This is a genomic window from Variovorax sp. LjRoot84, from assembly GCF_964254305.1.
GTDB lineage: Bacteria > Pseudomonadota > Gammaproteobacteria > Burkholderiales > Burkholderiaceae_C > Variovorax.
In genome coordinates this window covers 1261441-1286799 of record NZ_CAXUTE020000002.1, presented here as the reverse complement: position 1 = coordinate 1286799, position 25359 = coordinate 1261441, and the positions used below count along the sequence as shown (strand labels likewise).

Annotated in this window: 26 protein-coding genes and 1 pseudogene; 13 read left to right on the top strand and 14 right to left on the bottom strand. The window is 65.5% G+C overall.

What is annotated here, in order from left to right; genetic code table 11:
- Window positions 1-13 precede the first annotated feature (13 nt).
- The 7 genes from ACSQ9I_RS36935 to ACSQ9I_RS36905 all read left to right on the top strand — a co-directional run bounded on the left by ACSQ9I_RS36935 (window position 14) and on the right by ACSQ9I_RS36905 (window position 5809).
- On the top strand, window positions 14-1150 hold the full coding sequence (locus tag ACSQ9I_RS36935) for an NAD(P)/FAD-dependent oxidoreductase (protein WP_436293084.1): 1137 nt from the start codon (window positions 14-16) through the stop codon (window positions 1148-1150).
- Window positions 1140-1505 (top strand): (2Fe-2S)-binding protein, encoded by a 366-nt coding sequence (locus ACSQ9I_RS36930; RefSeq protein WP_093110676.1) that lies wholly within the window; start codon window positions 1140-1142, stop codon window positions 1503-1505. Before ACSQ9I_RS36935 ends, ACSQ9I_RS36930 begins: the two co-directional genes overlap by 11 nt.
- Window positions 1495-2886: an FAD-dependent oxidoreductase gene (locus tag ACSQ9I_RS36925; RefSeq protein WP_436293083.1), complete on the top strand. Its 1392-nt coding sequence runs from the start codon at window positions 1495-1497 to the stop codon at window positions 2884-2886. Before ACSQ9I_RS36930 ends, ACSQ9I_RS36925 begins: the two co-directional genes overlap by 11 nt.
- Window positions 2883-4040 (top strand): NAD(P)/FAD-dependent oxidoreductase, encoded by a 1158-nt coding sequence (locus ACSQ9I_RS36920; protein WP_436316903.1) that lies wholly within the window; start codon window positions 2883-2885, stop codon window positions 4038-4040. The genes ACSQ9I_RS36925 and ACSQ9I_RS36920 overlap by 4 nt, the downstream gene beginning before the upstream one ends.
- A complete protein-coding gene (locus tag ACSQ9I_RS36915; RefSeq protein WP_093110670.1) occupies window positions 4037-4390 on the top strand; it encodes a RidA family protein in 354 nt (117 codons plus the stop codon). Before ACSQ9I_RS36920 ends, ACSQ9I_RS36915 begins: the two co-directional genes overlap by 4 nt.
- A 281-nt stretch (window positions 4391-4671) precedes the next feature.
- Window positions 4672-5115 carry a hypothetical protein gene (locus ACSQ9I_RS36910; RefSeq protein ID WP_436316902.1) on the top strand — a complete coding sequence of 148 codons (444 nt, stop codon included), beginning with the start codon at window positions 4672-4674 and terminating at the stop codon, window positions 5113-5115.
- A 253-nt stretch (window positions 5116-5368) separates the two neighbouring features.
- Window positions 5369-5809 (top strand): TonB-dependent receptor domain-containing protein, encoded by a 441-nt coding sequence (locus ACSQ9I_RS36905; protein WP_436316901.1) that lies wholly within the window; start codon window positions 5369-5371, stop codon window positions 5807-5809.
- On the opposite strand, the gene ACSQ9I_RS36900 is transcribed toward ACSQ9I_RS36905, so the two are convergent.
- The 11 genes from ACSQ9I_RS36900 to ACSQ9I_RS36850 all read right to left on the bottom strand — a co-directional run bounded on the left by ACSQ9I_RS36900 (window position 5801) and on the right by ACSQ9I_RS36850 (window position 16804).
- Entirely contained in the window at window positions 5801-6082 is a 282-nt protein-coding gene (locus ACSQ9I_RS36900; RefSeq protein WP_436293079.1) for an HU family DNA-binding protein, read from the bottom strand. The two genes, ACSQ9I_RS36905 and ACSQ9I_RS36900, sit on opposite strands and share 9 nt — an antisense overlap.
- Before the next feature lie 183 nt (window positions 6083-6265).
- Window positions 6266-6748 (bottom strand): hypothetical protein, encoded by a 483-nt coding sequence (locus ACSQ9I_RS36895; protein ID WP_436316900.1) that lies wholly within the window; start codon window positions 6746-6748, stop codon window positions 6266-6268.
- 306 nt (window positions 6749-7054) lie between these two features.
- A complete protein-coding gene (locus tag ACSQ9I_RS36890; RefSeq protein ID WP_436316899.1) occupies window positions 7055-8461 on the bottom strand; it encodes an FAD-binding oxidoreductase in 1407 nt (468 codons plus the stop codon).
- 18 nt (window positions 8462-8479) lie between these two features.
- Window positions 8480-9232 (bottom strand): ABC transporter ATP-binding protein, encoded by a 753-nt coding sequence (locus ACSQ9I_RS36885; RefSeq protein WP_436316898.1) that lies wholly within the window; start codon window positions 9230-9232, stop codon window positions 8480-8482.
- A gap of 24 nt (window positions 9233-9256) precedes the next feature.
- Window positions 9257-10387, bottom strand: a complete 1131-nt coding sequence (locus ACSQ9I_RS36880; RefSeq protein WP_436316897.1) for an ABC transporter substrate-binding protein — start codon at window positions 10385-10387, stop codon at window positions 9257-9259.
- A 68-nt stretch (window positions 10388-10455) separates the two neighbouring features.
- Window positions 10456-12279 carry a branched-chain amino acid ABC transporter ATP-binding protein/permease gene (locus ACSQ9I_RS36875; protein ID WP_436316896.1) on the bottom strand — a complete coding sequence of 608 codons (1824 nt, stop codon included), beginning with the start codon at window positions 12277-12279 and terminating at the stop codon, window positions 10456-10458.
- Window positions 12280-12288: 9 nt separating this feature from the next.
- Entirely contained in the window at window positions 12289-13161 is an 873-nt protein-coding gene (locus tag ACSQ9I_RS36870) for a branched-chain amino acid ABC transporter permease (RefSeq protein ID WP_436316895.1), read from the bottom strand.
- Window positions 13162-13207: 46 nt separating this feature from the next.
- Complete coding sequence (locus ACSQ9I_RS36865; protein WP_436316894.1) at window positions 13208-13804, bottom strand: DAK2 domain-containing protein; 597 nt, start codon at window positions 13802-13804, stop codon at window positions 13208-13210.
- Window positions 13804-14802 carry a dihydroxyacetone kinase subunit DhaK gene (locus ACSQ9I_RS36860; protein ID WP_436316893.1) on the bottom strand — a complete coding sequence of 333 codons (999 nt, stop codon included), beginning with the start codon at window positions 14800-14802 and terminating at the stop codon, window positions 13804-13806. Before ACSQ9I_RS36860 ends, ACSQ9I_RS36865 begins: the two co-directional genes overlap by 1 nt.
- A 96-nt stretch (window positions 14803-14898) precedes the next feature.
- Window positions 14899-15879 carry a Bug family tripartite tricarboxylate transporter substrate binding protein gene (locus ACSQ9I_RS36855; protein ID WP_436316892.1) on the bottom strand — a complete coding sequence of 327 codons (981 nt, stop codon included), beginning with the start codon at window positions 15877-15879 and terminating at the stop codon, window positions 14899-14901.
- Window positions 15880-15913: 34 nt separating this feature from the next.
- Complete coding sequence (locus tag ACSQ9I_RS36850; RefSeq protein ID WP_436316891.1) at window positions 15914-16804, bottom strand: dihydrodipicolinate synthase family protein; 891 nt, start codon at window positions 16802-16804, stop codon at window positions 15914-15916.
- A gap of 160 nt (window positions 16805-16964) precedes the next feature.
- On the opposite strand from ACSQ9I_RS36850, the gene ACSQ9I_RS36845 reads away from it, so the two are divergent.
- Window positions 16965-17711: a GntR family transcriptional regulator gene (locus ACSQ9I_RS36845; protein ID WP_436316890.1), complete on the top strand. Its 747-nt coding sequence runs from the start codon at window positions 16965-16967 to the stop codon at window positions 17709-17711.
- Between the two features lie 49 nt (window positions 17712-17760).
- On the opposite strand, the pseudogene ACSQ9I_RS36840 reads toward ACSQ9I_RS36845, so the two are convergent.
- Window positions 17761-18000 (bottom strand): annotated as a pseudogene (locus ACSQ9I_RS36840) (DUF1016 N-terminal domain-containing protein); the annotation flags it as partial.
- Between the two features lie 97 nt (window positions 18001-18097).
- Window positions 18098-18577 (bottom strand): MarR family winged helix-turn-helix transcriptional regulator, encoded by a 480-nt coding sequence (locus tag ACSQ9I_RS36835; RefSeq protein WP_436316889.1) that lies wholly within the window; start codon window positions 18575-18577, stop codon window positions 18098-18100.
- Window positions 18578-18833: 256 nt separating this feature from the next.
- Here ACSQ9I_RS36835 and ACSQ9I_RS36830 point away from each other — a divergent pair, with 256 nt between their 5' ends.
- The 4 genes from ACSQ9I_RS36830 to ACSQ9I_RS36815 all read left to right on the top strand — a co-directional run bounded on the left by ACSQ9I_RS36830 (window position 18834) and on the right by ACSQ9I_RS36815 (window position 21562).
- On the top strand, window positions 18834-19685 hold the full coding sequence (locus ACSQ9I_RS36830; protein WP_436316887.1) for an alpha/beta fold hydrolase: 852 nt from the start codon (window positions 18834-18836) through the stop codon (window positions 19683-19685).
- A gap of 41 nt (window positions 19686-19726) precedes the next feature.
- Window positions 19727-20593, top strand: coding sequence for a Bug family tripartite tricarboxylate transporter substrate binding protein (locus ACSQ9I_RS36825; RefSeq protein ID WP_436316885.1), 867 nt, complete (start codon window positions 19727-19729; stop codon window positions 20591-20593).
- A complete protein-coding gene (locus tag ACSQ9I_RS36820; protein WP_436316884.1) occupies window positions 20547-20780 on the top strand; it encodes a tripartite tricarboxylate transporter substrate-binding protein in 234 nt (77 codons plus the stop codon). Before ACSQ9I_RS36825 ends, ACSQ9I_RS36820 begins: the two co-directional genes overlap by 47 nt.
- 62 nt (window positions 20781-20842) lie before the next feature.
- Window positions 20843-21562 (top strand): alpha/beta fold hydrolase, encoded by a 720-nt coding sequence (locus ACSQ9I_RS36815; protein ID WP_436316883.1) that lies wholly within the window; start codon window positions 20843-20845, stop codon window positions 21560-21562.
- A gap of 965 nt (window positions 21563-22527) precedes the next feature.
- Here ACSQ9I_RS36815 and ACSQ9I_RS36810 read toward each other — a convergent pair.
- Window positions 22528-23526, bottom strand: coding sequence for an IS1595 family transposase (locus ACSQ9I_RS36810; protein WP_436316881.1), 999 nt, complete (start codon window positions 23524-23526; stop codon window positions 22528-22530).
- Window positions 23527-23819: 293 nt separating this feature from the next.
- Here ACSQ9I_RS36810 and ACSQ9I_RS36805 point away from each other — a divergent pair, with 293 nt between their 5' ends.
- Window positions 23820-25340: a Fic family protein gene (locus ACSQ9I_RS36805; RefSeq protein ID WP_436316880.1), complete on the top strand. Its 1521-nt coding sequence runs from the start codon at window positions 23820-23822 to the stop codon at window positions 25338-25340.
- Window positions 25341-25359: the final 19 nt, after the last annotated feature.

Sequence of the window (25359 nt, the reverse complement as noted above, 5' to 3'; positions counted from 1 at the left end):
TTTTCTGCACTCCATGAACACAAGTGATTTGATCGTCGTCGGCGGCGGCCTGGTCGGCACCGCGCTGGCCTACGGCGCGGCACGCAACGGCATTCGCGTCACCGTCCTCGACGAGGGCGACGATGCGTTCCGCGCGTCGCGCGGCAACTTCGGACTCGTATGGGTCCAGGGCAAGGGCTTCGGCATGGCGCCGTACGCGCGCTGGACGATGACGTCCGCCGCGCAATGGCCGCAGCTCGCCCGCGCGCTGGCCGACGACGGCGGCGTCGACGTGCAGCTGCGCCAGCCCGGCGGCTTTCACTTCTGCTTTTCCGACGATGAGCTGCAAAGCCGTGAAGAGCGGCTGCGCAGCATCCGCGATGCACTCGATGGCGACTACGCCTTCGAGATGCTGGACCACGCATCTCTCAAGGCGAGGCTGCCCGGCATCGGACCCGCGGTCGCCGGCGCGAGCTACACACCGATGGATGGCCACGCCAATCCGCTCAAGCTGCTGCGCGCGCTGCACGCGGCCTGCCGGCATCGCGGCGTGCATTTCGCGCACGGCAGCCGCGCGACGCGCATCACGCCGCGGGCGAACGGCTTCGATCTCGAGGCGGGCGCGACCACATGGCGCGCGCCGCGCGTGGTGCTCGCGGCCGGCCTCGGCAACCGCGAGCTGGCGCCGCAGATCGGCCTGCACGCCCCGGTGCGGCCCAACCGGGGCCAGGTGCTGGTCGGCGAGCGCGTCGCCAGGTTCCTCGACCATCCGACCACCTACGTGCGCCAGACGGACGAAGGCACAGTCCAGCTCGGCGACTCGCTGGAGGACGTCGGGCTCGACGACGGTACGACCGTCGACGTGCTCAGCACCATCGCGCGCCGCGGGGTGCGCAGTTTCCCGGCGCTGGAGAGCCTGCGCCTCGTGCGCGCATGGGGCGCGTTGCGCGTGATGACGCCCGACGGCTTCCCCATCTACCAGGCATCGACGCAATGCCCGGGCGCCTTTGTCGTGACCTGCCACAGCGGCGTGACCCTGGCTGCCAACCACGTCTTCTCGATCGCGCCATGGATCGCCGGCAGTGCCGGGCACGGCGTCCCGGTCGGCATCGAGTCCTTCGGCGGCGACCGCTTCCTCAACGGCAACGAAACCTTCCACCATGCCCATTAACGTCCGCTTTCGCCCCCTCTTTCCGATCGACGCTTCGCCGCGCGGCGAGCCCACGGTCGGCCTCTACTTCGATGGCCGCGCCATGCGGGCGCCGGTCGGCTGCAGCGTGGCGGCGGCCTTGCTTGCCAACGGCGTCTCGACCTTTCGCACCACGCCCGTGAGCGGCGCGCCGCGCGCGCCCTATTGCATGATGGGCGCGTGCTTCGATTGCCTCGTCGAGATCGACGGGCAACCGAACCGGCAGAGCTGCCTCGTCGCGGTGACCGAGGGCATGCAGGTGAGAACGCAGGCGGGGCTGCGTTCCTTGGATTGCGGCGGGGCCGCCGTTTCCGAGGAGGCCGCGCATGTCGAGTGAGCGTTGCGATATCGCCATCGTCGGCGCCGGCCCGGCCGGCATGTCGGCTGCCATCGTCGCCGCGCGGCTCGGCGCCCATGTCGTGGTGCTCGACGAGCAACGCGCTGTGGGCGGCCAGATCTACCGTGCCATCACCGACGCGCCGGCACGCCGGGTCGACCTGCTCGGGCCGGACTACGCCGCCGGCCGCTCGCTTGCCGAGGCCTTCGCCGCGAGCGGTGCCCGGCACGTCACGAATGCAGCCGTCTGGCAGGTGACGCCCGAAGGTGCGGTGCATTACCTGCATGACGGTGCGACCGCGACACTCCAGGCCGAACGTGTCGTGCTCTGCTCCGGTGCCATGGAGCGTCCGTTCCCGATCCCGGGCTGGACGCTGCCGGGCGTGCTCACCGCAGGTGCCGCGCAGATCCTCCTGAAGAGCGCCGATGTGGTGCCGGTCGAGCCAGTCGTGCTGGCGGGCTGCGGACCGCTCCTCTACCTGCTCGGCTGGCAGTACGTGCGCGCCGGCGTGCCTATCCGCGCACTGGTCGACACGACATCGATCGAGGACTACCGCCGCGCGCTCCCGCACCTCGGCGGCGCGCTTGCCGGCTGGCGTTATCTGAAGAAGGGTCTGTCGCTCATGCGCGTGCTCAAGCGCGCCGGTGTGCCATTCCATACCGGTGCGGAGAACCTCGCCGCGCAAGGCCGGGACGGGGTCGAGGCGCTGCGCTTCACGATCGGCGGCAAGGCCCATCGCATCGAGACCTCGACGCTGCTCCTGCACCACGGCGTCGTGCCGAACACGCAGTTCACTTGGTCGCTACGGGCCAAACACAAATGGGACGATGCGCAGCTCTGCTGGCAGCCCGAGGCGGACGCCTGGGGCGCGCTGGACGTGCCCGGCATCCATGTTGCCGGCGATGGTCTTGGCATCGGCGGCGCGCTGGCGGCGGCGCTGCAGGGCGAGCTCGCGGCGCTCGGTGCGATGCATGCGCTGGGCCGAATCACGCTCGGCGAGCGCGACGGGCTCGCTGGACCGCTTCGTTCGGCGTTGCGCGACCAGCTGCGCATCCGTCCCTTTCTCGATGCCCTGTACCGGCCCAAGAAGGCCAATCGCATTCCGGCCGACGACGTGATCGTGTGCCGCTGCGAGGAAGTCGCCGCCGGCGACATCCGGCATTTCGTGGAGCTCGGCTGCCATGGACCGAACCAGGCGAAGGCCTTCGGGCGTTGCGGCATGGGCCCGTGCCAGGGGCGCCAATGCGGCCTGACCGTGACCGAGCTGATCGCGGACGCGCGCGGGGTGACCCCGGCGGAAGTGGGCTACTACCGAATCCGACCGCCCATCAAGCCGATCTCGCTGGGCGAACTCGCCGGCGCGGATCGAAGCGTGGCATGAAGCGATCGGCGGACGCGATCGTCGTCGGCGGCGGCCTGCACGGCCTGTCGAGCGCGCTGCACCTCGCGCGGCGCGGACTCGAGGTCATCGTGCTGGAGGCCGAATTCTGCGGCCGCCATGCGTCCGGCGTGAACGCGGGCGGCGTGCGCACGCTGGGCCGCCACGTCGCCGAGATCCCGCTTGCGCTGGCGTCGCGCACGCTGTGGCACCACCTGGCAGAGCTCGTCGGCGACGACGCGGGTTTCGCGCCCAGCGGCCAGTTGAAGATTGCCGAAACCGACGATGAGCTGCAGATGCTGCGCGACACAGTCGCGCATCTCCAGTCGCTCGGTTTCGATCATGAAGAACTCGTCGACGCGCAGCAGGTCGGCGAACTCGTGCCCGCCATTGCGCCGCACGTCGTCGGAGGCATCTGGGTTCGCGACGACGGCCATGCCCTGCCGTACCGCGCCGTCACCGCATTCCGCCTCGCAGCCCAGCGCGCCGGGGCCGAAGTGCACGAAGAGACGCGCGTCGAACGCATCGACCATCGTGCCGGTCGCTGGCACGTGGCGACCACGCGTGGCAGCTTCGACGCCACCCATCTGGTCAACACCGCGGGCGCCTGGGCCGGCGCACTCGCCGCGCAGGCCGGCGATGCGGTGCCGCTCGAAGCCGGCGGACTGATGCTCATGATCACCCATCGCGCGCCGCCCTTCGTCACGCCGGTGCTCGGCGCGACCGGCCGGCCGCTGTCCTTCAAGCAATTCGCGAACGGCACCGTGCTGATCGGCGGTGGCCTGCGCTGCGCCGCCGATCTCGACGCGAGACACGGCATCGTCGACATGCCCAAGCTGGCGAGCAGCGCGCGCACGGTGACCGCCCTGTTCCCGCACCTGAAGCCGCTTGGCGTCAACCGCGCCTGGGCCAGCGTCGAGGCCTTCATGCCCGACGGCATCCCCGTGATCGGCCCGAGCCGCGCGGCACCGAACCTCGTCCATGCCTTCGGCTTCTCCGCACACGGCTTCGAGCTCGGGCCGATTGGCGGGCAGATCGTCGCCGAGCTCGTGACGGAAGGCCGCAGCACGCTGCCCATCGAACCGTTCGCCGTCGAGCGCTTCGCGCGTCGAGCGGCTGCATCGTTTCAACCACTCCAAGAAGGAAGTTCATCATGAGCGACATCCAGCGCTACGACTCCAACGCACGCCTTTCCCGCATCGTCGTGCACAACTCGGTGGTCTACGTCGCCGGGGTCACCGCGACCGATCGCAGCGGCGACGCACAGGCGCAGACCGCCGACATCCTCGCCAAGATCGACGGCTACCTCGCGAGCGTCGGCACGAACAAGTCGCGCCTGCTGTCGGTCCAAATCTGGCTGCAGGACATCGAGCGCGATTTCACCGGCCTGAACGCGGCCTGGGCGGCATGGATACCTGCCGATGCGATGCCCACCCGTGCGACCTGCGAGGCCAAGCTCGCGGCGCCGGACCTGCGAGTCGAGATCATTGTGACCGCCGCGTTGTAGCCGGCTTCGGACGCGTTCGGCGTGAACGTGACGGGTGAGGGCGGAATCGCGCCATGCGCTGATGCTTGGCGCCGGTGGTGTGGCCCTCGGCACGCGCTTCTATGCCTCCGTCCTGCGGCGCCCCCACGGCCTGCCATAACCAGCCAAGCTGGGGCAGCGCGAGTCAGCATGCGGTATGTCCTACGACCGCTCCACGGCGCGTCCTACCTTTGCGTGACTCGGCCGATTTCTACATTTGCTGTTGATGTCGGACCTCACGCCGACGTCAAGGAGAAATCACCATGAAAGAACTTCTGTTGATGTTCGCCATTGCGTCATCGTGCCTGGTTGCCGGCCAGGCCGGCGCGCAGGCCACCCAGCCGCCGCCGGCTGCGGCGGTCGATCCGGTCGATGCCGAATACAAGGCCGCCCGCGACAAGATCGCAGCCGACTACAAGGCTGCCAAGGCCCTGTGCGACGCTATGAAGGACAACGCCAAGGACGTCTGCATCGAGGAAGCCAAGGGCAAGGAAAAGGTCGCCAAGGCCGAGCTCGACCAGCAGCGCAAGCCCAGCGACGGCAATGCGCGCAAGGTGGCCGAGGCCAAGGTGGAGGCCGCCTACAGTGTCGCCAAGGAGAAATGCGACGACCAGAAGGGCGATGCCAAGAAAGCATGCGTGACATCGGCCAAGGCAGAAGAGGCGAAGGGCAAGGCCGACATCAAGGCAATGGCGATGAAGAAATGAACGCCGGCGCCTTGGTCTTGATTGATCCGAAGCCATCGAACTGATCGCTGATCAGATCCCGTGAGGTCTTTCAGGCTTCATTTGCCCGCACCGATGCGGGCATTCTTCATGGGCGCCCGCGGGGTGCGCTCCCTTCCAAAAGGGACAGATCCGGATCAGTTTTCGTTCCTGGTCGCGAATGCAGTGTCGGCAAGGCCACCGCGCTAGCCCTTGCGCGGATGCCTCGGCGGAAGACCCCTTGAGGTCGAGCCGGTTGCTAGCGAGATCGCGGTGCGGCGCGGCGACCGGCCTGCCGGACCACCAGCTCAAGTTCAACGTCGATTGGCGCGTCACGCCGGCTTGGGGTGTGGGCGCCCAGTACCGCGCCTACTCGAGGCAATTCGTGCGCGGCAACGAGAACGGCGCGCACACGCCCGATGGTGTCGGGTTCAACGGCAGCGGCCACCTCGGCGGCTATGCGTTGCTCGATCTCACGACGAACTGGAAGCCGGGCCGCAGCGTCGAACTCGTCGCGAAGGTGGCGAACGTGTTCAACCGCCGCTACGCCAGCGCCGGCCAGCTCGCCCGCAACGGCTTCGATGCCGGCGGCGCGGTGTTGCCGCCGGATGCATGGCGCAACGAGCAGTTCGTGGCCCCGGGCGCGCCGCGCGCGGTGTGGGTCGACCTGGCGTTCGTGCTGGCGCAACTACGCTGACGCGTTGACAGCATCCTTCAGGGCTTTGCCTGCCGTGAATTTCGGCACCTTGCTCGCCTTGATCGTCATCGGCTCGCCGGTCGATGGATTGCGGCCGGTACGCTCGGCACGGCTCGCGACGGTGAAATTGCCAAACCCGATGAGCTGCACGGCTTCTCCACGTGCCAGAGCCCGCGTCAGGTTTTCAAGCGCCGAGTCGAGTACACGGCCAGCATCGGCCTTGCTGAGGTTAGTGTCCGCAGCGATCGCGGCGATAAGTTCGGTCTTGGTCAAAACTGAGGTTCCCTCTATGACAACAGATGAGCAGGATAGCTCCATCTGAACTCGTCAGAAGCTTGGAAACGACATACCCGGTGAGGGGTGTGGGACCTATCTGCAGGCGCACCGGGAGCGCGTGTTCGTTTCCATCTCAATAGCCCCGCCGTCGGGAACCCCTTGCCTCGGGTTCCTTGATGCTCACCTTGATGTGTGTGCTCCACCTGCCACGTATCCGGCATGCGGAACGTTCCTGTCTGGCCTGCCCTTCACAACTCGTCCGTCGCTCAGCCGAACTCGTGCGAGCTGGTCAGCATTCGTTGGATCGGCGGCCATCAGCGCTTTGAGGCTGACCCACGTCTCCCAGGTCTGTTTGGGACGTAGCCGCACAGGAAGCGGTCGCTGGTAGTGGTCTGGGGCGACTTGCCCCTTTGCCGTCTCTATCCAGACATGCGTGATCTCTGCATCCTGGGCCAGGGAGACGTTGGTGACGTTTACGAAGAGGGCAACCGTACCTGGCTCGCCATCCTTTCCGAAGAACTGTCCGAGGTGGGTGCGCACCCGTACGTGCGTCGTCAGGCCGAGAATTCGAAACGACCAATCAAGAATCGGAGGTATGACCGAGGTCCAAGACATGTTGTTCCTCACTCTCGCGTGCGCGCCCAGGGGAATGCTCTCGCTCACTTTAACCGCCTGGTTGCGAGATGGCGATGGAGGTTTGCCTCGCCCACACGATCGCGCTGGCAAACGATGGACGGAATCCGCCGATGCCATGAGGCGCTTATGAATGAATGGCTGAACTGCCCCCAGCCTGCCACATCGGCGACCGTCCGCTTCTGGACCGATATCGACCTGATCGATCGTCGCGCCCAAACGCGTCGCCTGCGGGGCAACCCACGCTCCAGAATCGGCCTGGCGAATAGCGCGAGGGCCCCGCACTTGAAGCAATGGAAAGCGACCGGTCCGGACCCTGAACCAGATCGCCCGTAGTCACATGCGCAGCATCTTGCCTGGGTTCATGATTCCTAATGGGTCAAGTGCACGTTTGATGTCACGCATCAGTTCAATAGCCTCACCGTGCTCGACTTCGATCTGGCCTATGCGGTGCAGCCCGACGCCGTGCTCACCGGTGCAAGTGCCGCCCATCCGTATTGCGCGCAGCGCGACACGCTCGGCCAGCGCCTCGGCCTTGCCACGCGCCGTCCGATCCGCGTCGTTGTAGATGATCCCGAGGTGGAAGTTACCGTCCCCCACGTGGCCGACGATCGGTGCGTAGAGCCCGCTTTCGCGGATGTCGGCTTCGGTCTCGGTGATGCACTCGACCAGTGCCGAGATCGGCACGCAGGCGTCGGTTCCCATCGAACTCCAGCCCGGATGCATCGCCAGGTTGGCGTGGTAGCAGGAGTGCCGCGCCTTCCACAGGCGCGAGCGCTCTTCGGGCCGGTGCGCATAGCGGAACCCGCTTCCGCCGTTGTCGCTGGCGAGTGACTGCACCGTCTCGACCTGCTCGGCCACGGCCCCTTCGCTGCCGTGGAATTCGACGAACAGCGTGGGCCGTGCCTCGAACTCGTCGAGTCTCGAGTAGCGGATGCATGCGTCCATCTGCACGTCGTTGAGCAACTCGATGCGCGCCACCGGCACGCCCAGCTGCAGGGTGGCGATCACGGTGTCCATGGCTGCGTGCAGGCTAGCGAACTGGCAAACCGCGGCGACCACGTGCTCGGGCAGGCCGAAGAGGCGCAGCTGGACCTCGGTGATGATGCCCAGCAGCCCTTCGCTGCCTACGTAGAGGCGTGTGAGATCGAAACCCGACGCCGACTTGCGCGCCCGCGAGCCGGTGCGGACGACGCGGCCGTCGGGGGTAACTACCGTGAGGCCCATGACGGTTTCGCGCATGGTGCCGTAGCGCACGGCCGCCGTGCCCGAGGCGCGCGTCGACGCCATGCCGCCGAGCGAGGCGTTGGCGCCCGGGTCCACCGCGAAGAAGAGACCACTGGCGCGAAGGTGCTCGTTGAGCTGCTCGCGCGTCACGCCGGCCTGCACGCGACAGTCCATCGAATCGGTGGAGACCTCCAGCACGCGGTCCATGCGCGAGAGGTCGATGCACACCCCGCCGTGAATCGCCGCCACGTGACCTTCCATCGAAGTGCCGCTGCCGAAGGCGATGATCGGCACCTCGGCGCGGTGGCACAGCCGCGCGGCCGCGGCCACCTCCTCGTTGGTGAGAGGGAACAGCACGAGATCGGGCAGCCCCGGGTCGGGAAGGCCCTCGCCGTGGCTGTGATGCGCCCGCACCGCAGCCGAGGTGACGGCCCGGTCGCCGAAGATCGCCCGGAACTCAGGCAGCAGGGACTCGACCGCGCGTGCGGTCTCGCCGAGGGATTTGTGAAAGGCCATTGCGGATGCTGATGTGATTCAGGCGCCCAGGTAGGCGTCGCGCACGTGGTCGTCGTGCAGCAGTTGGTGGGCCGGGCCCGCTAGGGCGATGCGCCCGCCTTCCAGCACATAGCCGTGGTCGGCAACGCTCAGCGCGGCGAACGCGTTCTGCTCGACGATGACCACTGTGCGACCAGCGCGGGCAATGCGGCGGATGTCCAGGAACATCTCCGTGGTGAGCTTGGGCGACAGGCCCATTGAGGGTTCGTCGAGAAGCAGCACGCGCGGCCCGGCCATCAGGCCACGGGCGACGGCGAGCATCTGCTGCTCGCCGCCGGACAGCACGCCGCCCATCTCATTGGATTTGCGCTTGAGCACAGGGAAGAGCTCGTACACCTCGTCCAGCGTCTCGCTCACGGCTGCCTTGTCGTGTCGACGCACATAGGCGCCGACCTCCAGGTTCTCCTTGACACTGAGCGTCGAGAAGATGCGCCGACGCTGCGGCACGCAGGCGATGCCGGCCGCGACAATCTGCTCGATCGGGCGGTCGTGGATGCTCTGGCCACAGAACTCGACGCTGCCGGCAGTCGGTTTCAGGCGCCCCACGATCAGATTGAGCGTGGTCGACTTGCCGGCGCCGTTCGCCCCGATCACGGCCACGATCTGTCCATGGTAGGCACGTATCGACAGATCGAACAGGATCTGCGCCTTCCCATAGAAAACGTCGACGTGCGAGAGCTCGAGCTCCGGGGGCTGGGCGATCAAGGAAGGAGGCAGATCCGCTTTCATCATTGCTGTCCTCGCGCGGAGGCTGCCTTAGAACCTGACCGCCGAGCGCACGACCGGCTGGCCGCCCTTGATCTCGACGATGTTCACCTGCTTGTTGCAGTCGCCCGCCTGGTCGCACTTGTAGTCGGCCAGCAGGCCGCTGTAACTCACGTTCGGGAAGGCAGCGCGGATCTTCTGGACGTCGGCCGACTTCGCCGCGTTGATCGCCTTGGCCGCGAGTATGGTGGCGTCGTAGTAGGTGGCCGACCACACGTCAGGCGCCATCTTGTACTTGGCCTCGTACTTCTTGACGAACGCCTGCACGGCCGGGTTGGGATCCGTGGGCACGAAGTACGAGGCGCTCATCGAACCCTCTGCCGCACTGCCCGCCAGCTTGAGAAAGGCCTCTTCCGAGAGCACCGCGCCGGCGAACTTGAAGGGCAGGCCGAACTGCTTGGCCTGGCGCAGGATCAGCGCCGCATCGGTGTCGTGCGCCCACAGGATCACCAGTTCCGCGCCGGACTTCTGCAGCTTGGCGAGCTGGGCGGAATAGTCCTTGTCGCTCGGGTTGTGACTTTCCACGGCCACGGGCTTCAGGCCCAGGGTGGCCATCTGCGCCACCACACGCGCCTGGCCCGACTTGCCGAAGTCGTCGTTGGCATAGAAGACAGCCGTTTTCTCGCCAGCCTTGAGCTCCTTCTGCGCGTACTCGATGAGTGCCTTGGCCTGCACGTCGTCGTCCGAGCGCGTGCGGATGACGTAATTGCAGCCACTGTGCGTGATCGCAACGGAGGTGCCGCCGGTGATGGACACTACCTTGCCATTGCAGTACGTTTTCTGCGTCGCCATCTGTGTGACCGAGTAGTGCGGTCCAATCATCACCGGCACCTTGCTCACTTGCATCAGCTTGTTGACGGCATTGATGGCGCCGTTCGGGTTGTCGCCCTGATCATCCTCGAACACGACCTCAAGCGGCTTGCCGAGCACACCGCCGGCGGCATTGATCTCGCTCACCGCAAGCTCCACGCCTTGCTTGAAATTGCGCCCCACCAGCGCCTTGGGGCCGGTCTGGGGCAGCGACACGCCGATCAGCGCGTCGGCCATGGCCGGTGTGGAAAGCAGCAATGCTGCGGCACCGAGCCAGCTGACGCGAGGCAAGGGAATGGAAAGTCTATTCATGGCTTGTGTCTCCAGGTGATGTCTTGACGAAAACGAAGGGGAACGAATGGAAAAAGAGGGCGAAAACCTCACGCCGTGGCCGGCTCGCGCGCCAGCTCCGGAGCCGCTTCCTCGGGAATGCGCTCGCCCAGGTAGGCCTCGATCACCGCAGGGGAATTCATGACCTCCATGGGCCTCCCGTCTGCGATCTTGTTGCCGAGGTTGAGCACGACGACGCGGTCGCACATGTTCATCACCAGCTTGATGCGGTGCTCGACCACCAGGATCGACATGCCCTGCGACCGCAGGTGCTGCAGGATCTGCGCGAGTTCCAGGATCAGGCCGCCGCGCAGGCCGGCGGCAGGTTCGTCGAGCAGCAGCAGCCGCGGCTTGTTCACGATGGCACGCGCCATTTCGACCAGCCGGCTCTGGCCGAAAGATAGGTCGCCGCCGCGGCGGTAGGCGAGATGCGCCACGCCCATGCTGGCGAGCGCTTCCAGTGCGGCCGCGCGGCTGTGCGCCTCGCGCGCGCCCACCTGGTCGAGCGGCGCACGGTAGGCCACCATGACGTTCTCCAGCACCGTCATCGATTCCCACAACCGCACGTTCTGGAAGATGCGCGCCACGCCGCGGCCATGGATGGTCCACGGCGCCAGGTTGTCGATGCGGTCGCTGCCCAGCTCGATCGAACCCTCGACGCCCACCGTGCCCGAGCACGCGTTGATCATGGTCGACTTGCCCGAGCCGTTGGGACCGATGAGCCCGAGGATCTCGCCGCGGCGCACGTCGAAGCTGACTTCATTGAGTGCCTTCACCCCGCCGAAGCTGCGCGAGACGCCGCGCACCTTGAGCAAGGCCTCGCCGCCGACCGCCGCCGGCGCGCGGCCGGCCAACGCCGAGGCTGCGGCGCCTGCCGCAACGCTGAGGTTGAGCGGCGCCGCAGGCGCCTCGCCTACGGCCTCGCGCTTGCCGGTCAGAAACGATCCCAGCAGCCAGTCGCCCACGACGCCCAGGCCACGCGGCGCCACCAGCAGGATCACCACGACGCCGATGCCGAAGGCAGCGAGGTAGTAGGTTTGCAGCCCGCGCAATGCCTCGGGCAGGACCGTGATGACGACCGCGCCGAGAAAGGTGCCAGCGATCGAGCCCAACCCGCCGAGCACCACCATCAGCATCATCTTGATGCTCTCGAAGACCGTGAAGTTGGTCGGCGCCGCAAAGCCCACGAGCAGGACGTACATGGCGCCGGCCAGCGCCGCCCAGGCGCTGCACACCACGAAGGCGATGGTCTTCATGCGACGCGAATCGACGCCCATGGCCTCGGCGGCGATCTCGTCGTCGCGCACGGCCCGCATGCTGCGTCCCGTGCGCGTACGGTGGAAGAACACCGTGGCGGCGTACGCCGCAAAGCACAACGCCAGCAGCGGGAAGTAGAGTTGCCTGTCGATGTTGTCGCCGAGGGAAGGGATGTTCAGTGTCGGGATGTCGCGCATCCCCATCGGCCCGCCGGTCAGCCACTCCTCGTTGAGTGCCACCATGCGGAAGATCTCGTTGAGGGCCAGCGTGACGATGGCCAGGTAGTGGCCCTTGATGCGCGTGCTCACCGCGCCCAGTAGCACGCCCACGGCAGCTGTGAGCAGCATCGCTGCCAGGAGGGCGAGGTACCACGGCAGTGACAGCCGCATCATGAACAGCGCCGTCGCGTAGGCGCCGAAACCCACCAGCGCGGCCTGCCCGAGCACGATCTGGCCGGTGATGCCGGTTGCCACCTGCAGGCCCAGCGCGGCGATCGCGAAAATCCACGCCAGGTTGAGCACGTGCAGGTAGTAGCTGTTGAGGTCCAGCGCGATCGGCATCGCGAGGACCGCGAGCACGGCAACCCACGCCGCGGGGCGCATCCAGGTCTTGGTCATGGCAGCTCCTCAGGCACGGTCGGCATTGCGCTCGGGCAACAGCCCCTGCGGGCGCACGAGCAGGAACACGAGCAGCACGCCGAAGGCGATCGCGTCCTTGTAGGTCGAAGAGATCGTGAAGGCGCCGACGTTCTCGATCACGCCCAGAAGCACGCCGCCGAGAATCGCGCCGGGCACGCTGCCGAAGCCGCCGATGATCATCGCAACGAATCCCTTGAGACCCACCAGCGTTCCCATCTCGGTCGTCACGTAGAAGAGCGGCGCGAGCAGGATGCCGGCCAGCGCGGCCAGCACCGCGGAAAAGGCGAAGGTACCGGCGAGCACGCGGTTCACCGGAATCCCCATGAGCAGCGCCGTCTCTCGGTCCAGCGCGGTGGCGCGCATCACCTTTCCGATGGTGGTGTAGCGCAGGACCAGGTACTGGAGCGCCATCACGACGACGACGACGGCCATGATCACGAGCTGCTGCACCGGAACGCGCAGTCCACCCACCGTTACCACGCCGTCGCCAAACGGGCTGGCATACAACAGCGGCTCGGGCCCGTAGATGATGCGAGCCATCTCCTTGAGGAAGATGCCGAAGCCCACGGTGGCGATGATGGCGACGAGCGCCTTCTGCCGCTGCAGGCGCGCGAACACCAGGCGCGAGAACACCGCGCCGAGCACGGCCATCACCACCGCGGTCAGGATGGCCGCGAGCCAAAAAGGCAGGTGCAGGCTGGTCGTGAAAGTGGCGACGAAGACGAAGGCCGAGAAGGTCAGGAACTCGCCGGCCGCGAAGTTGACGATCGCCATGGTGTTCCAGACGTAGGCGTAGCCGAGCGCGATCAGGGCGTAGATGCAGCCCATCGCGAGGCCGCTGACGATCACTTGTCCGAGCATGTTTGGGGTCTCCGGGAAAGAATGCGCACGCGGTGCGGGCCGAGTGTCAAAGGGCGTCGACCATGCGCAGCAGCGCCACCATGCCGGGGTCCTCCATGCCGATGGTCTTGTCGGCGAACATGCGGGCGCGGCCGATGCGGTTGGGCTTGTGGCGGAAGGCGTCGAGCGCGGAACGCGCCGCGACGCTGGCCACGCGGCGCGCGTCCGCGCTTTCGGGCGATGCGGCCAGCGCCACGTGGATGGCCTGCAGGCCATCGAGCACGGTCTTGTCGCCCAGGCTCGCACCACCGCGTGCCGACAGCGTGCTGACCACCTCTGCCAGTAGCGCCGCGAGCGCCGGATGGTCGAGCGAAGCCACGCCCGCGCAGCGCTTCGCGCTGGTCATGAGCGCGACGGTCAGCAGCGTGCCGAAGCTCGATCCCGAAGCCTTGGCCGATGCCTGCGCGCAGCGCTTGAAAATGCCTTCCAGCGTGTCGGGCATTTCGGGCAGCGCCTGTTCCACCAGCGTGGCGCATTTGTCGAGCGTGGCGCCGAGGTCGGCGTCGCCGAGGCGGCCGTCGAGCGCATTCAGTTCGCGCGCCGCGGCATGCACGCCCGCGCACCAGCGGGGCAGGGCAGCCGCGAGGGTGGCAGCGTCCAGCATCAGCGCACGCTCCAGAAAGGGCAGACCGCCGGGGCGGCCAGCAAGGCTTCAAGTTCCGCGTCGAGCTTCATCACGCTGAGCGACGCGCCGGCCATTTCCATCGAGGTGGCGTAGCGACCCACCAACGGGCGCACGATCGATACGCCGCGGCCTGCCAGCACGGCCGCCACGCGGCGGTAGAGGATGTAGAGTTCCTCGGCCGGCGTGGCGCCGAGGCTGTTGACCAGCACGGTGACACGGTCACCTCGCGCCAGCGTGAGCTCGGGCGTTACGTGCTCGAGCATCTCATCGGCGAGCGCGTTGGCCGACTTGAGCGGTCCGCGCCAGATGCCGGGCTCGCCATGTATGCCCATGCCGAATTCCACCTCTTGGTCACCGAGGGCGAAGGAGGCCTTGCCGGACTCGGGCACCACGCAGGGGCTGAGCGCAACGCCGATCGACCGGCATGCGTCGTTGGCCTTGCGTGCCAGCGCCGCCACGGTCTCCAGGTTCGCGCCGCCGGCGGCCTTGGCGCCCGCAACCTTGTAGACGAGCACGAGGCCGGCCACGCCGCGACGTTTCTCGTGCTGTGCTGCGGGTGCACTCGCCACGTCGTCGGCGACGCGGACCGACGCCACCGGCATGCCCTCGAGTTCGAGCATCTCGGCCGCCATGTCGAAATTCATGCGATCGCCGCCGTAGTTGCCGTAGAGCTGCAGCACGCCCGCGCCGCCATCGGCCGCGCGCATCGCTTCGATGCAGTCGCCCATGCGCGGGCCTGCGAACACGTTGCCCACGGCGCAGCTGTCGAGCAGGCCTTCGCCAACATAGCCGAGGAAGACAGGCAGGTGGCCCGAGCCGCCGCCGGTGACGATGCCCACCTTGCCGGGCACGGCGCCGATGGCGCGCACCACCACGCGGCCGTCCTCCCCGCGGCGTTGCAGTTCGGGGTGGGCCAGGCACAGGCCGTCGAGCATTTCGTCGACGTAGGCGTTGGGGTCGTTGAGGATTTTCTTCACGGTGGTATTCGTCTGTTCGGGGCGCTTCGCGCGCCGTTGCGGACACGGCAGCGCCAGCGCCGGCTCGCGCTCGGGCGCCTGCGCGGGTGAATCTGCTCAGTCGGCCTTGAGGCGGCCGTCCTTGGTGGCCTGCGTGGCCAGCGCGTACTCGGTGTCGAGGATCCGGGCGAACTCCTGCGGTGTGCTGGAGAAGGCGACGCTGCCGAGTTCACGGGCGCTGCTCACTGTCTGGGGATCCTTGATCGCCTGTGCGAGAGCAGCGGCCAGCTTGTCCTGCACGTCCTTGGGCGTGCCGCTGGGCGCGAGGACCCCGACGTACGTCGTGCCGTCGATCTCGCCAAAGCCGAGCTCTGCGACAGTCTGCACACCGGGAAGCGACGGGTCTTGCACCGGGCCCAGTACCGCGAGCGGCTGGAGCGTGCCGCCCTTGATGTGCTGCAGCGAACTGGTGACCTGATCGAAATGCACGTCGACCTGGCCACCGATCAGATCGACCAGCGCGGGACCCGAGCCCTTGTAGCTGACGACCGTGAACTTGGTCTTGAGCAAGGACTCGAGTTGCAGCAGCGCCAGGTGGTTGGGCGTGCCCGGTCCGGAGTGCGCAGCGGTCAGCTTGCCCTCGCCGGAACGGGCGTAGGCCGCGAGTTCCTTGAAGTTCTTGAAGCGGGTCTCGTTCTTGCGGGCGAGCAGCACCATCGAGCTCTTGTTCACCAGACCGATTGGCGCGAAGTTCGAACGGCTGTAGCTGGTCTTGACCATTTCCGGGACCGTGACCACCACGCCGGCACCACACAGCAGCAAGGTGTAGCCGTCAGGCGCGGCGCGGGCGACCTGCATGGCGCCGATCGAGCCGCCGGCGCCCGCGCGGTTGTCGATCACCACTGACTGGCTCAGCACCTTGCCCAGCGCCACGGCCACGGTGCGCGCGACGATGTCGGTGTTGCCGCCGGGTGCGAAGGGCACCACGAGCGTCACCGGCTTGTTCGGAAAGCCTTGCGCCCAGGCCGGCATGCCGAGCATGCTGCTCGCAGCGGCGACCGCGCCGAAATTGAGAATCTGCCGACGTTTGATGTTCATTGGGTTCACCTGTCTCCGAGCGGATGTGACGCGCTCAGGCGTCGAAGCGCAGCACATCGTCCAGCGCCGACTTGATCCGGGCCTTTTGGGCTTCGCTGGTGGGCGGCATGGGTGCGCGCGGCAGGCCGGCGTTGCAGCCCTGCAGCGTGATGGTCGTCTTCAGATTCGCCGGCAGGTTGTCACCGATGACGGCGTTCCAGAACGCCAGCATCGACTTGTGCATCTCCAGCGCCTTCACGTGGTCGCCGGCCTGCACCGTGTTCCACAGTGCCACGCACACGCCCGGCAAGGCGGCGGGGGTGGCGGCGATCGTGCCGTGCGCCCCGAGCGCGAACGACGAGTACAGCAACGCGTCCACGGCCGAGAACACCTTGCAGCCCTTCGGCACGCCGAGCAGGAGGTCGGCCATCAGCTTGAGGTCGCCCTGGCTTTGCTTGATGCCTTGCACGCCGGGCAGGTCTTTCATGAGGCGGATCATCTGTGCCGGGTTCAGGTAGTTCCACGGTATGACGTTGTAAATGATCACGGGAATGTCGACCGCTTCGGTCAGCGCCTTGAAATGGCGGTAGGTCGCGTCCTCGTCGGGCTTGAACAGGTAGTGCACCGGCGTGACCTGCAGCGCGGCGATCGGCAGGTGCGAGATCGCCTTGGCGCGGTTGATCGCGTCACGCGTGCTGTTGGAGATGATCCCGGCCACGATGGGCACTTCGCCGGCGACTTCCGCGGCGGTGATCTCCATGAGGCGCTTGAACTCGTCGATCGTCAGCGTATGGCCCTCGCCGCTGCTGCCACCGGGACAGACGCCGTGAACTTTCTTGTCGAGGTTGAAGCGGATGACCTTGCGGAAGGCAGCCTCATCGATGCTGCCGTCGGCGGTGAAAGGTGTGACGAGCGGCGGAATGACGCCGGTGAGTTCAAGACCCATGAAAGAGTGCTCCGATGTGTGATGAAGACAATGAATACAGGCGTCTGATATCCTGCTGTGATGCAACTATACCCTGTCTAACATGTTAGTCGTATGCTAGTATTTACCCTAGACGATTGACGTCGCTGCCGCAGCACCTGCGCCACGTACCATGATTGATATGAACACCATTGCCATCGCTCGCTCCGAACTGTCGAAACGCCAGGCGCACAGCGGCCTCGAATCGGAGCCGGTGAACCAGCGCGGCCGCGCCTACGAGGGCTTTCGCCAGCAGATCATCGATGCGCGAATTCGACCCGGGCAGTTCGTGTCACAGCGCGAGCTCATGGAACTGCTGGAGATGCCGCTCGCTGCGGTGCGCGAGTTGGTGCCTCGGTTGGAGGCGGCCGGCCTCATCAAGACGGTACCGAAACGGGGCCTCCAGATCGCCAGCGTCGACATGAAGCTGATCCGGAACGCCTGGCAGGTGCGGGCAATGGTGGAGCGCGAAGCGGTGGTCCACTTTGCGCGGGTCGCCAACGCCGAGACGATCGCGGGCCTCATCGAAGCCCACGAGGCCATCCTGGAACGCGCACTAAGACCCCATCCCGACGCTCAGCTCGAGAAGGACGCGCAGGCGGTCGACTGGGGCCTCCACGACTCAATGGTCGATTCGATCGGCAACGAGATTCTGTCGGAGATCTACCGGGTCAACAGTCTTCACGTGCGTCTGATCCGCTACGACGCCGACTCCATGCGCCCGATTCAGGTGGTGCCCGCGATGCGAGAGCACCTTGAGTTCCTGCATGCACTCGCCGCCAAGGATGGCGAACGCGCGCTCGACCACATGATGGCGCATATCGAAGCGTCCAAACACCGGGTGCTGGCCGGCATGCTGCGGGTGGGTCAGCTGCCGGGATCGGTCTAGCGATGGCACAACGGCGCGCAGGATCGGTGTGCGCTCGCTCTGCGTGGTGGCCCCAGGGAATTTCTGCGACAAGCTGTCGCAGTACTTCGGGCCGGGAATGTTCTTCGTACAGCCGCCGCATGTCCCAAACATTGCGACCGAGAAGCCCTGCGTCGCCGGGGAATGAAGCCCGAACATGCGCGAAATCCGTTCGACGATTCGACTGACCCCAGCCCCGCGAGCGCGGCTGTTCCACGACGGCCCTGCCAATATCCCGGTATAGCGAAATCAGCTCTCGATTGACTACGCCGCAGACGTCGCGCTGCCGCTATGCGGGCCCTCAGTCCGCCCTGCCGCATGCGCCACAGGCTCGCCGCCGAGAAACCGGCCCCGCCGTGGGCTAGCCATCAAACATGGTCTATGCCGCTCCACGCCGGTGCGTTGGCGCAGACCTTGCGCAGCAGCCGCTGCAACTGCTGACGCTCTTCGGTCGTCAGGCATTCCATCATTGCCTTCTCGCGTTCAACCAGCCCAGGCATGAATCGGTTGTGCATCTTGCGGCCGGACGCCGTGATGAATATGACCTGCCTGCGCTGATCGATCTCGTCAAGCTCCCGTCGGATCAACCCCTTCTTCTCCAGCGTGGTCACGGCGCGGCTGATGTTGTTCTTCAGGTGTCCGGAAAAGTCGCAGATGTCTGAAGCGGAAATGCCGTCTCTGAAGTACAGGAAGATCAAGGAAAGAATCTCCGGCCTCGTCAACCCGTACTTTGCTTCGATGGACCGGAACGACGGTTCGCGGTACGAATTGATCATGTACCCGAGCTTGTAGGCGTACGGAATCGCAACGCCTTCCAGGATGTCGCTCAGGGGTCGAGAGGTCGTCATCGTCTTGTGTGTTTCAAACAATGCGTGGGGAATCTGCCGGAGGTACTAGTTTCGATGCTACCAACCGCCGCTCTCGGCCGCGAACTCAGTAAAGCGGGAAAACACCGACTTTTAATTGGTTCCATATGGAACTACCATGGGTCTCGGATTCTTCACGAGAACTTGCATGTCCCGGAGCCTGTGTGATGCGTCGACGTCGTCCGTGCGAACGGCCCGATCATGCCTTTTCCTGGGCACTGCTTCGCACCCCGTGTATGTGGATCATCTGCCCCCGGCATGCGTCGGCCGCCATCTCCTGCCGGTCGTGATGATTCATGGAGGGTTTCATACGGGCGTGTCGTATCTGGGCACGCCGGACGGCCGTGACGGATGGGCGCAGCTGTTCGCGGCCCGAGGGCATGCCGTGCACGTGCCCGACTGGCCGGGTCACGGGCGTTCCCCTGGCGTCGAGAATCTCGTTCGCCTAACGACGCACGACGTAGCCACTGCGCTCGCGACGGTGATCGACGCGATAGGCCCGGCGATCGTCGTGGCCCACTCTGCAGGGGGGCCCATCGCGTGGTGGATCGCGCAGCACCATCCAGACAAGGTGGCGGCCATCATCGGCATCGCGCCCGGGGCGCCCGCGAACTTGCTCAATCCCTTGCCCGACGATCCCGCGGCCATCGAGACCATGCGCCATGACCGTGAGGCTGGTTGTCCCGTGTATTCGCCCTTGGATCGACCCGTGTCGGCCGATCGCACATTCATAAACGACTTCTGGGCGAGCAGCCCAAGATTCCCTCGAGATGCATTGGAAAGCTACGCGGCCTCAGTGGTGCCCGACAGCCCGATCGTCCTGAATGAGCGGTTCAACATCGGAGGCAGAGGACTTCAGCTGGCAAGCCTGTCCGTCGTAGGCCAGAGACCGATCCTGATCGTCACGGGCGAGCACGATGCACGTCATCCAAAGTCTGTCGACCAGGCGCTTGCCCGCCGTCTGAATGCCGATTTCACCTGGCTCCCGGACATCGGCCTGAATGGCAATGGGCACATGTTGATGATCGAAAGCAATAGCCACGAGGTTGCCTCGGTTCTGATCAGGTGGCTTGAAAGCAGGAATCTTTGACAGCGTCCGATGACGGCCGTCCACACAAGGAGACAACAAACATGAAGCACCTCATGACTCGCCGCGCTATTCTGGCCGGCCTGGCCACTTCCGCTGCCACGACAGCGCCCCTGAGCGCGTTGGCTCAAACCGCTGCATATCCTTCGCGGCTCATCAAGATCATCATGCCGTGGAATGCAGGAGGTGGCGGCGACGTGTTGGTTCGCGCGATGACGCCGTCGCTGGCGCAACGCCTCGGACAATCCATCATCGTGGAGAACCGGTCGGGCGCGATAGGCACGATCGGCAGTCTCGCCGCTGCTCGCAGTCCGGCCGACGGCTATACGTTGGTGTATGGAACGGCAGATTCGCATTCGATAGCGCCGCACATCCTGAAGACTCCGCCCTACGACTCGAAGAAGGAGTTCGTGGCCGTGGCCCCCATCGGTTTCACGCCCCTGGCGCTGATCGTCCCCGCCTCTCATGCAGCGAAGACGCTCACTCAGTTCCTGCAGATCGCCAAAGAGGCGAAGGACCCCATGACCTTCGGATCCTGGGGGCAGGGCAGTTCCGGCCAGATCATCATGGAAGCACTCAAGCAAAAGACGCGAGTCGATCTGCTGCATATCCCCTACAACGGAACAGCGCCGCTGATGCAAGCACAGCTCGCGGATCAGGTGAACTGCACGATCGTTCCAGTGCTCGTCGCCGAACAGTATCTTCGTGCGGGGCGTGTTCGCAGCCTGGCAATTACGGCACGCGAGCGCCTACATAGCTTCACCGACATTCCAGTACTCAAGGAGTTCGGGGTGGTGGCCAGCGACAATTATCTTGAGCGGCCGCCGCTCAAAGTAGTTGACGCCGGGCAGGGTGGAGATCGACATGGGCCCGTGGTTGGGGTTCCTCGCTCCGGCTGGTACTCCTGCTGACATCGTCAACAAGCTCAATGCAGCAATTACCGCAACGATGGCGGAACCTCAGGTCGCTGAATTCATGAGCAAGATGGCGATAGTCATTGAACAAATGACCCCCGACGCTTACCAGCGCTTCTACAACAGCGAGTTCGATCGCTGGGGGGCATACATTCGTACAGCAAAGGTGACTCTCGATCGGTAGTGGACCTCGCGCTGTAGGGCAGACTACTCGGGTGTGTTGGACGGCCGGGTCCAAGCTTGCCCGTGCCCACTCCGACAAACTTCGGGAACGCAGCGGAAGCAATCCTTGGCCCGGTCATACCAAACTTCGACAGTCGGCTGAGGCCACGGGGCGCGGTCACGTCCACCGGAACCCGGCGACGCCACTACCTCGAAGGCTCCGTCAGGAACTACGCGGCATATGTGCGCTCCCTCGCTTCGAGCATCGCCGGCCCGGTGGTCCTGGTCGGGCACTCCTATGGCGGCACCGTGATCGCCAATGCGGCGAATGGCCAGCAGAACATCAAGGCCCTGGTCTTCGTCGGCGCCTTTGCGACCGACAAGGGCGAGACGGTGATCGAACTGTCGGGGCGCTATCCGGGCGGCACGCTCGGCGCGGCGCTCGCTCCCGCGGTCCTGCTGGCCGATGGAGGAAAGGACCTGTACATCGAGCAATCCAAGTTTCATGCCCAGTTCGCGGCCGATGTCCCGGCGCAGAGCGCCCGCTTGATGGCGGCGACGCAACGTCCCATCGCCGAGGCGGCACTGATCGAGGCGTCTGGCGAGCCGGCATGGAAGTCGATCCCGTCCTGGTTCATCTACGGGACGGCAGACAAGAACATTCCCCCGGAAGCGATGAAGTTCATGGCCGTTCGCGCGGGCGCCCGCAAGCTCGTGGAGCTCCCGAACGCGTCTCACGTTCCGAACGTCAGCCATCCGGCCGAGATCGCCAATCTCATCGACGAAGCAGCGACCACCAGGTAGCGTTGGCTCGCCGCGTCACCCTAGCCCTGTCCGTGGGTGGCGCGGGCGGTCCTCCAGTCGTGGCCGAACCCTCGTACGCCGCAGCCGCCGCACGTACGCGGCGGCACTACGTCGATGTCGATGGCGCCGGCCGCGCCGCCGACGCCTTGATCGCTCACCTGCGCGAGCGTGCTGGTTCAGAGATCGCTACCGAAGGAAGACACAGTTGCATCGACCGGTTGAATCCGCAATGCCAAGGCGAAGTTGGCCGGGGTGGGCGACGAGCAGGGTCGGCCCCAACGCTGCCACGTGCTGCATGACCGCAACGCGGCGGGAGGCGATCGCTAGCCTGGAATGTTCAAGCTATCAACTCGGATTGCCGCGCAGCGGTGGATATCGCCAGGGCGGGCATTGGCCCGAGGCGCAGATACTAATAGACGGAAACGTTTGCGCAAACGTTTCCGTCTCAGGTGTTTCCCTGGCATGTCCTGGCTGACAACCCGGTCCAGATCGTCGCCCGCGCCGCAGATCAGGCCGGAAGAATCCGCCTCCTGGCAGTCACAACCGCGAAGAGAAACTCGCTGTTTGCACACATGCCAACGCGTTGGAAGAGGCGGGAGGTCCTGCGATGGACGCGTCCATCTGGTACCCATGGTGGGTCCCGGCGGCGGCGCCGGAAGACATCGTGCTGCGTCTGAGGCGCGAGATTCAGACAACGCTTAGGGAATCGGCGGTTCGTGAAGCTTGGCGGTCACAGGGCGCTGAAGTGCCAGAGATCTCTGATGAGGCACTCGCGCTAGGCTTGAGTACAACTTGGCTGCCGCGCGCTCCGCCCAGTTCCTCGGGCTGGGAGGCACCGACGATGAAAGTGAAGTTCGAACGGTATGGAGCTCGGCAAAGCGCGGCGCCTCCTGCATACTGTACGCGTATATGGGGTATCCATTTAGCTCCAGCGCCCAGAGATATATGGATGCACATCCAGTAATCTACGCCACTTCCACCGATTTGGGGATGTTGTCCACGACACCGCGATAGGTCAGCGGATCTGTGACGACGGCCTGCTCGAGCAGCCGGTAGAACAGCAGCCCTCGCGAGCGCGAGGCCCGGCGATTGAAGCGAAAGACGAATTCGTCGAGATAGGCGTCCAGGTGCGCCGGCTGCACGGCGCCCTGGTGCGTGCCCAGCACCCAGCGCTTGACCAGTGCGGCCACGCGGTGAACGCCGACCATGGAGACGTGCGCGGGAACGTCGGAGCCCAGATGGACAGTGCGCTGGTGCACATAGCCCAGATCCGCGAGATCGCGGTAGGCGGCCGAGCCGTCGGTGCGCACCTGTGAGCCAGGCTCGATGTTGGCCAGCACGAAGGGGATGACCTGCTCGGTCGAGTCGTTCTGGATGCGCTCGAGCCGCAGCCGGCTGAAGCCCTTGGGCTCGTGCAGCTCCACGGCGATCACCACAAGTGTCTGGTGCGTCTGGCTTTTTCGACCCTTGCCCCGCCCGCGGGCGGCAAGCTGCTCGCGATCGCTGATGGCCAGATACGTCTCGTCGACCTCCACGATTCCGCTGAGCCGTTCGCGCTCGGGCCGCACCATCGCCCGGCGCAGGCGGTGCAGCATCGCCCAGGCCGTCTGGTAGCTGCCCAGGCCGAGCACGCGCTGCAGTCCGAGCGCGCTGACGCCATGCTTCTGGTTGGTGACGTACCAGGCGGCGGCCAGCCACACCCGCAGCGGCGTGCGGGTCTTCTCGAAGATGGTGCCCGCGGTCACCGTGCTCTGGGTCGAGCAGCTTCGGCACATCAGCCGTGCGCGGCTGGAGCGATAGGGCTCAGCGGCCACCCCGCAGCGCGGACACACGAAACCTTGCGGCCAGCGCAGCCGCTCCAGGTAGCCAAGACAGGCCTCTTCGGTGGCGAACCAGTCCAGGAACTGGTTCCAGTTGACCGGGTAGTCTTCTCCCGCCTTGGGGACTAATATATGGATGTCCATCCAGTGATGCTAGTCAAACTGGAGCTAAATGGATACCCCATACGCGTATCCAGTATTGATGCATCTGCGGCCTCACACCTGCGTGTCGGGTTTTCTGCCTTTCGTGAGCGAGGAGCACGCTTAGCGTCGCGAAGTTTGAACCCGACCGATATTGATGTCGGGAATCCTGACCTTGAGATCGATTTCGCGGTCACTAGATCGATCCGCATCGGCGCTATAAAAAGCGACATAATATTTAAATAAAGATAAAATTTACGACAAACGAGCCGCGGCGATCGAATTGGGCCCACAAAATGCGACACGACATCCTCTACCTCAACGCTGAACTGAGCCCCGCTGAGCAGCGCGCCGTGCAGCGTCGGGTCGCGGCGGGCGAGCTGCTCCGCGTGCGAGCTGGTATCGCGACGCCGCTGCCAGAAGCAGAATGGCCGGCGCTCTTCAGGCGCGAGAAGGCCAGAGTCCTGGCCGCCCTCGTTCCGGACGCTGTCGTGGCATTCCGTAGTGCCTTCGACGGCATGGCAGGCAGCACCGTCTACCTGGCCGCCGGCTATCGGCGAGTCGTTGAACTGCCTGGGCTCAGGGTCTCGATATCGGAAGGGCCTGGCCCTGTGGACGGCGATACGAAGATCCAGGGACGCCAGCTTTACTATCCGAGCAGGGAGCGCATGTTGCTCGATGCCATGGCGCCGCCGCCGCGCGACAACGATCCGGCATACCCCAGGAACATCAGCGCCGAGGAACTCGAGGAGCGCCTCATCTCGATATGCGACTCACGCGGCGAGCAGGCCTTCCTTGAGCTGCGCGATCGTGTGAAGGTAGTCGGCGGGCTGCTGAAGACACCCAAGACGCGGTTGGAAGAGATGGATCGCCTGATGGGTGCGATCCTTGGCACGCGGCCTGACCGAAAGATGGCCACGACTCAAGGCACGGGCCGTGCAAGGGGCTATGACGCGCCCCGCATGGATCTGTTCCACAAACTGGTCCAGGTCCTGAAGGTGGAGGAACTGCCACGTTTCGCGGACGTAGCAGGGACGGTGCCAGCGACCACCAATTTCGCCTTCCTTGAGTCGTACTTCAGCAACTTCATCGAAGGCACCGAGTTTGAGATCGGCGAGGCCCGTGCGATCGCGCTCGAAGGAAGGATCAGCGCTTTACGCCCGAAGGACTCCCACGACATCAAAGGCGTGTTCGATCAGGCGCGCGATCCTGCCTGGCGCGCGCGCAGCATCACCGCCATCAAGACCTTCGAAGAGACCTTGCGCGAGCGACACGCCTTGATGATGGCCGCCCGGCCCGAGGTGCTGCCGGGCGAGTTCAAGGTCACGCGAAACGTTGCGGGCAACACGACATTCGTCGAGCCTCGGCTCGCAGTGGGCACCCTGCGCGAGGCGGGGCTGCTTATGCACGACATCGATGCTGGTCTCCCGCGCGCGCTGCTGGCGATGTTCATCATCTCCGAAGTGCACCCCTTCAACGATGGAAACGGCCGCTTGGCGCGCTTGGTCATGAACTCAGAGCTGAGCGCGGCAGGCGAGGCACGGATCATCGTCCCGACGCTGTATCGCGAGCAGTACCTCGACTGTCTGCGGGAGCTCACGCGCGCGGCGAGGACTGAACCCTACCTCGGTGCGATGACGAATATCCAACGCTGGACGGCAGCCTTCAGCTACGAGGATCTGGATGTCACGATCGATCTGATGACGCGGTGCAACGCATTCGAGAAGTCCCTCATCAAGCACCAGCTCCTTTGGCCCGATGCCGTCGACGACGATCGAGAGTCGCAGCCGGATAACGCAGCGGCGCCGGGTGGTTGAGCCATGACATGCTGTTGCC